General features: G+C 69.4%; 5 protein-coding genes. 1 reads left to right on the top strand and 4 read right to left on the bottom strand.

Annotated features, from left to right (window positions below):
• Positions 1-245: 245 nt before the first annotated feature.
• Genes ACWDAK_RS19450 through ctaC form a run of 3 tightly spaced genes read right to left on the bottom strand, consistent with a single transcriptional unit; the run spans position 246 to position 3,267 of the window.
• A complete protein-coding gene (locus ACWDAK_RS19450) occupies positions 246-644 on the bottom strand; it encodes a cytochrome c oxidase subunit 4 (protein WP_344634135.1) in 399 nt (132 codons plus the stop codon).
• On the bottom strand, positions 644-2,419 hold the full coding sequence (ctaD, locus tag ACWDAK_RS19445) for an aa3-type cytochrome oxidase subunit I (protein ID WP_344634136.1): 1,776 nt from the start codon (positions 2,417-2,419) through the stop codon (positions 644-646). Before ctaD ends, ACWDAK_RS19450 begins: the two co-directional genes overlap by 1 nt.
• Positions 2,416-3,267 carry an aa3-type cytochrome oxidase subunit II gene (gene ctaC / locus ACWDAK_RS19440; RefSeq protein WP_344634137.1) on the bottom strand — a complete coding sequence of 284 codons (852 nt, stop codon included), beginning with the start codon at positions 3,265-3,267 and terminating at the stop codon, positions 2,416-2,418. The genes ctaD and ctaC overlap by 4 nt, the downstream gene beginning before the upstream one ends.
• Positions 3,268-3,771: 504 nt before the next feature.
• On the opposite strand from ctaC, the gene ACWDAK_RS19435 reads away from it, so the two are divergent.
• Entirely contained in the window at positions 3,772-5,157 is a 1,386-nt protein-coding gene (locus ACWDAK_RS19435) for a cysteine desulfurase/sulfurtransferase TusA family protein (RefSeq protein WP_427393686.1), read from the top strand.
• A gap of 78 nt (positions 5,158-5,235) precedes the next feature.
• On the opposite strand, the gene ACWDAK_RS19430 is transcribed toward ACWDAK_RS19435, so the two are convergent.
• Positions 5,236-6,213 (bottom strand): carbohydrate kinase family protein, encoded by a 978-nt coding sequence (locus ACWDAK_RS19430; protein ID WP_344634139.1) that lies wholly within the window; start codon positions 6,211-6,213, stop codon positions 5,236-5,238.
• Between the last annotated feature and the right edge of the window lie 114 nt (positions 6,214-6,327).

The following is a 6,327-nucleotide window of genomic DNA, read 5'->3' as shown; positions in this document are numbered from 1 at the left end:
CGTGCATCGTGCGGGGGTCCCCCCGGCCGTCAGGCTGGGGGAAGAGAGCGCAGCGGCGCTGCGCGCGACGAGGGATGTGCGTCCGAGGGCCCCTCCTGCCCGATGGCGGGCAAGGAGGGAGAGAGAGCTATCGGCACGCGACGCCGCGGGCCCTATTGCCGGTCGGTCTTACCCGGTCAACAGAACGGCGCCGGGCCGGGCACCCCCGAAGGGATGCCCGGCCCGGCGCCCGGAGCGAGGAGAACCTACTGGTTCTGGTTCTCGCCCCGGTAGAACTCGAAGACCCAGCCGTACAGGCCGACCAGGATGATCGGGGCCGCCCAGAACATCAGCCACCAGCCGAAGATGACGCCCAGGAAGGCCAGCGCACCACCGACCGCCATCGAGAGCGGCTGCCAGCTGTGCGGGGCGAAGAAGCCCAGCTCGCCGGCGTCGTCCGCGACCTCCGCCTCGGGGTTGTCACCCGCGCCGCTGTCCACCCGGCGGGCGGTGAAGGCGAGGTAGTACCCGATGAAGGCGCACAGGCCGAAGGCCAGGAACAGCGCGGTGGTACCGGCTGCCTCCTTGGACCACAGACCGTAGGTGATGGCCATCGCCAGTACGAAGACCGCCAGGCCCAGGAAGATCTTGCCCTGTTCCTTCATCAGGCGTTCCCACCCTTCTTGCCCTTGCCCAGCGCCGGGTTGTCGTACTTCGCCGGGGTCACGCCCTCGAAGTGCTTGGCCGGCTCACCGTGGTTCTCCAGGTAGTCCAGCGCGGCGATCTCCGGGTGGTGCAGGTCGAAGGCCGGGGATTCGGAACGGATCCGGGGCAGCGTGAGGAAGTTGTGCCGCGGCGGCGGGCAGGAGGTCGCCCACTCCAGCGAACGGCCGTAGCCCCACGGGTCGTCGACCTCGATCTTCTCGCCGTACTTGGCGGTCTTCCAGACGTTGTAGAGGAACGGCAGGATCGACAGACCGAGCAGGAACGAGCCGATGGTGGAGACGGTGTTCAGCGTGGTGAAGCCGTCCGAGGCCAGGTAGTCGGCGTAGCGGCGCGGCATGCCCTCGGCACCCAGCCAGTGCTGGACCAGGAAGGTGGTGTGGAAGCCGAAGAACAGCGTCCAGAAGGTGATCTTGCCAAGGCGCTCGTCGAGCATCTTGCCGGTCATCTTCGGCCACCAGAAGTGGAAGCCGGCGAACATCGCGAACACGACGGTGCCGAAAACCACGTAGTGGAAGTGGGCGACGACGAAGTACGAGTCCGAGACGTGGAAGTCGATCGGCGGGGAGGCCAGCAGAACACCGGTCAGACCGCCGAAGAGGAAGGTGACCAGGAAGCCGACCGTCCAGAGCATCGGGGTCTCGAAGCTCAGCGAGCCCTTCCACATGGTGCCGACCCAGTTGAAGAACTTCACACCGGTCGGGACCGCGATCAGGAAGGTCATGAAGGAGAAGAACGGCAGCAGCACCTGTCCGGTGACGTACATGTGGTGGGCCCACACCGTCACGGACAGACCGGCGATCGCGATGGTGGCCGCGATCAGACCGGAGTAACCGAACATCGGCTTGCGGCTGAAGACCGGGACGATCTCCGAGATGATGCCGAAGAACGGCAGCGCGATGATGTACACCTCGGGGTGACCGAAGAACCAGAAGAGGTGCTGCCAGAGCAGTGCACCGCCGTTGGCCGGGTCGAAGACGTGCGCCCCGAACTTGCGGTCCGCCTCCAGGGCGAACAGCGCGGCCGCGAGGACCGGGAAGGCCAGCAGGACCAGCACGGCGGTCAGCAGGGTGTTCCAGACGAAGATCGACATCCGGAACATCGTCATGCCGGGCGCGCGCATGCAGATGATCGTGGTGATGAAGTTGACCGCACCGAGGATCGTGCCGAAGCCGGAGAAGGCCAGACCCATGATCCACATGTCGGCGCCGACGCCCGGCGAGCGGACCGCGTCCGACAGCGGCGAGTAGGCGAACCAGCCGAAGTCGGCGGCACCCTGCGGGGTGAGGAAGCCAGCCACCGCGATCAGCGAGCCGAACAGGTACAGCCAGTAGGCGAACATGTTCAGACGCGGGAACGCGACGTCGGGAGCGCCGATCTGGAGTGGCATGATCCAGTTCGCGAAACCGGCGAACAGCGGCGTCGCGAACATCAGCAGCATGATCGTGCCGTGCATCGTGAACGCCTGGTTGAACTGCTCGTTCGACAGGATCTGGGTCCCGGGACGAGCCAGCTCAGCACGCATGACCAGGGCGAGGATGCCACCGATCAGGAAGAACGCGAACGAGGTACCGAGGTACATCGTGCCGATCGTCTTGTGGTCGGTGGTGGTCAGCCACTTGATGATCGTGGAACCCGGCTTGCGGGTCCGGGTGGCCCCGCCTGCCGAGAGCCCGGATGCCCCGCCGGCGGCGGCGGGCTCGTTGAGGATAGTCACTTCTCACCTTCAATGCCCGTGATGCCCGAAGGCACCGCGCCGCTCTGGCCCTTGGCCCGGAGCTCCTTCAGGTGCTGCTCGTACTCGTCGTGCGAGACCACCTTGACGTTGAACAGCATCCGGGAGTGGTCGACGCCGCAGAGCTCGGCGCACTTACCCCGGAAGGTGCCGTACGAGGTCGGGGTGACCTCGAAGCTGTTGACCAGACCCGGCACGACGTCCATCTTCATCATGAAGTTGACGGGCCAGAAGTCGTGGATCACGTCCCGCGAGGTCAGGCGGAACTGCACCGTCTCGTTGATCGGCAGGTACAGCGTAGGCGCCTCGGCGGGGGTACCGACCTCGTACGCGGCGTTGGTGTTCGCCGGGTCGGGGTTCTCGGTGTTCTCGTAGTTGAAGGCCCAGCTCCACTGGAAGCCGACCACGTTCACGTAGTGCTGCGGCTTGGCCGAGGTCTGGGTGAGCCGGGACTCGTCGCGGGCGACGAAGTAGAACAGCACCGAGACGATGACGATGGGGACCGCGGTGTACAGCGCCTCGATCGGCACATTGTACCGGGTCTGAGCCGGGATCTCCACCTTGGTGCGGCTGCGCCGGTGGAAGATCACGCTCCAGATGATCAGACCCCACATCAGTACGCCGACTACCAGCGCCGCGATCCACGAGCCCTGCCACATGTGGAGGACCAGCGGGCCTTCCTTGGTGACGGGCGACGGGAGGCCAAGCCTGGGCAGGTCATTGGCCGAGCAGCCGGTAGCGGTCGCGATGACGAGGCCCAGTGCCAGCGCCTGAGGCAGCTTCCGCCGCATCGTGCGCCGCGGCGAGCGGTCGGAGCCGTTGGGACTCACGTAGCGCCTTCCCGAAGTCTCGCCCGCGATCGCGTCGCCCCCGGGATGCTGTGCGCCTCCCCTGCGACCCGGCCACGGGCACGGTTTGAATGCTTATGCGGGCCAAACCCTACTCCAGGCTTATGTGCTCCTGACGGGCAGGTCCCGCTAACGCGCCGCCCGCCTACCCGATCAGCCCCGGCATGCACGGAATCCCAGGTCATCGCGGTCCTTCGAGCCTCGCACACCCAATCGTGGGATGGCACTGCGACACCCGGGTGACAGACCGTCGGGTCAGTGCGAATCGGACAAACGAGGTCACCGCGAGCCCCAGGCCGTCCAGCCGGACGTGCCCGGCACCACGGCCGGGCAAGCGGGCGCACCCGGTCCCTGGCCGGCGGGCTCCCCCACCGGAGGCGGCCTTGCAGGGTGGTCGTGCGCGGCGGACCGCGGCGGTGGTGAGCGGGGCCGGGGGCGGTACGGTCCGGACGGCTGACGGGGGATGAGCGCGGGATACTGTCGTCTGTGTCCTACTTCGACGTGGCCTCGACCGCTCCGCTGCATCCCGTCGCCAGGCAGGCGTTGAACGCCGCGCTGGACGAGGGGTGGGCGGACCCGGCCCGGCTTTACCGCTCCGGACGGCAGGCCCGGATGCTGCTGGACGCGGCCCGGGAGACGGTCGCCGAGGTGCTGGGCGCCAGGCCGGACGAGATCTCGTTCACCGCGAGCGGCACCCAGGCCGTCCAGCTGGGCATGCTCGGCGCCGTGGCCGGACGCCGCCGGACGGGCCGTCATCTGGTGCACTCCGCCGTGGAGCACTCCAGCGTGCTGCACACGGCCGAGCGGTACGCCGCCGAGGGCGGAGAGGTGAGTGCGGTCGCGGTCGACCGGCACGGGCTGGTGGCCGCCGAGGAGTTCGCCGCCGCCGTCCGTCCGGACACCGCCCTGGCGGTGCTGCAGTCCGCCAACCACGAGGTGGGAACGGTGCAGCCGGTCACCGAGGTCGCCGCCGCGATCGGCGGGGTGCCGTTGCTGGTGGACGCCGCGCAGAGCGTGGGGCGGCTGCCGGTGCCGTCCGGGTGGTCGCTGCTGACGGCCAGTGCGCACAAGTGGGGCGGCCCGGCCGGGGTCGGGGTGCTCGCCGTCCGCAAGGGTGTCAGGTACGTCTCGCCGCTGCCCGCCGACGAGCGCGAGAGCGGCCGGGCACCCGGATACGTCAACGTGCCCGCGATCGTAGCCGCGGCCGCCTCGCTGCGGGCGGTCCGGGCCGAGGCCGAACGGGAGAACTCCCGGCTGCACGCGCTGGTGGAGCGGATCCGGACGCAGGTGCCCCGGCTGGTGCCGGAGGTCGAGGTGGTCGGCGACCCGGTCCGGCGGCTGCCGCACCTGGTCACCTTCTCCTGCCTGTACGTGGACGGCGAGGTGCTGCTGGGCGAGCTGGACAAGGCCGGGTTCGCGGTCTCCTCCGGCTCCTCCTGCACCTCGAGCACGCTGACGCCGAGCCATGTGCTGGCGGCGATGGGCGTGCTGACCGAGGGCAACGTCCGCGTCTCGCTCCCCTACGGGGTGGCCGAGTCGGATGTCGACCGCTTCCTTGCCGTGCTGCCCGAGGTGGTGGCGGGTGTACGGGCTCCGCTGGGGCTCGACCTGGCGGCCACGGCGGCCGCCCGGGAGACCCTGGTGATCGACGCGCTGGGGAAGCGCTGTCCGCTGCCGGTGATCGAACTGGCCAAGCGGATCGGGGAGGTCGAGCCGGGCGGGACGGTCGCGGTGCTGTCCGACGACGAGGCGGCCCGGCTGGACGTCCCGGCCTGGTGCGAGATGCGCGGGCAGGAGTACCTGGGCGAGCGGGCGGCTGCCGAGTACGGGCGGGACCGGGGCTCGGCGTACCTGGTCCGCAGGGTGGGCTGAGAGCGCGCCCGGGGCGCGGGATGCCGCTCTGCGGCTTCCCGCGCCCCGGGCCGTTCGTCCTGTCGGGACCGGTGGGGACTAGTTGACCAGGCGGGCGCGGACCTCGGCGGCGGCCTCCTCGCCGTAGGTCGCGGCGAAGCGGTCCAGGAAGTGGTTGTGGCGCAGCTCGTACTCCTGGGTGCCGACGGTCTCGATCACCAGGGTGGCGAGCATGCAGCCGAGCTGGGCGGAGCGCTCCAGGCCGAGGTTCCAGGAGAGACCGGCCAGGAAGCCGGCGCGGAAGCCGTCGCCGACGCCGGTGGGGTCGGCCTTGCGCTCCTCGGCCGGGCAGGCGACGGAGACGTCCGGCTCGCCCTGGCGCTGGATCCGGACGCCCTTGGCGCCGAGGGTGGTGATCCGGGTGCCGACCCGGCGGAGGATCTCGTCCGCGTCCCAGCCGGTCTTGGACTCGATCAGCGCGGCCTCGTACTCGTTGGTGAACAGGTACGCGGCGCCGTCCACGATCAGCCGGATGTCGTCGCCCTCCAGGCGGGCCAGCTGCTGCGAGGGGTCGGCGGCGAAGGCGTAGCCGCGGGTGCGGCACTCCTGGGTGTGGCGGACCATCGCGGCCGGGTCGTCGGCGCCGATCAGGACCAGGTCGAGGCCGCCCACGCGGTCGGCGATCGGCTTCAGCTCGATGTTGCGGGCCTCGGCCATCGCGCCGGTGTAGAAGGAGGCGATCTGGTTGTGGTCCTGGTCGGTCGTGCACATGAAGCGGGCGGTGTGCCGGGTCTCGGAGATGTGCACCGAGTCGGTGTCGACGTTGTTGCGCTCCAGCCAGCTGCGGTACTCATGGAAGTCCGCGCCGGCGGCGCCGACCAGGATCGGGCGCAGGCCGAGCACGCCCATGCCGAAGGAGATGTTCGGGGCCACCCCGCCACGGCGGATGTCGAGGGTGTCCACCAGGAACGACAGCGAGACCGTGTGCAGCTGCTCGGCGACCAGCTGGTCGGCGAAGCGGCCGGGGAAGGTCGTCAGATGGTCGGTGGCGATCGAGCCGGCGACGGCGATGCGCACGAAGGTCTCCTCTGGTGGCTCTGGGCCGGGAAAACAGTTGAAAGAACCCTCCAACGGTACCCGCCCCGGGCCGCGTACCTGTACCTGCTATTCAGCCACTCGAACGGGCACTAC

It is taken from the genome of Kitasatospora sp. NPDC001175 (assembly GCF_053598215.1).
The sequence above is the reverse complement of the archived record's forward strand: the minus strand, read 5'-3'. Positions and strand labels throughout refer to the sequence as shown.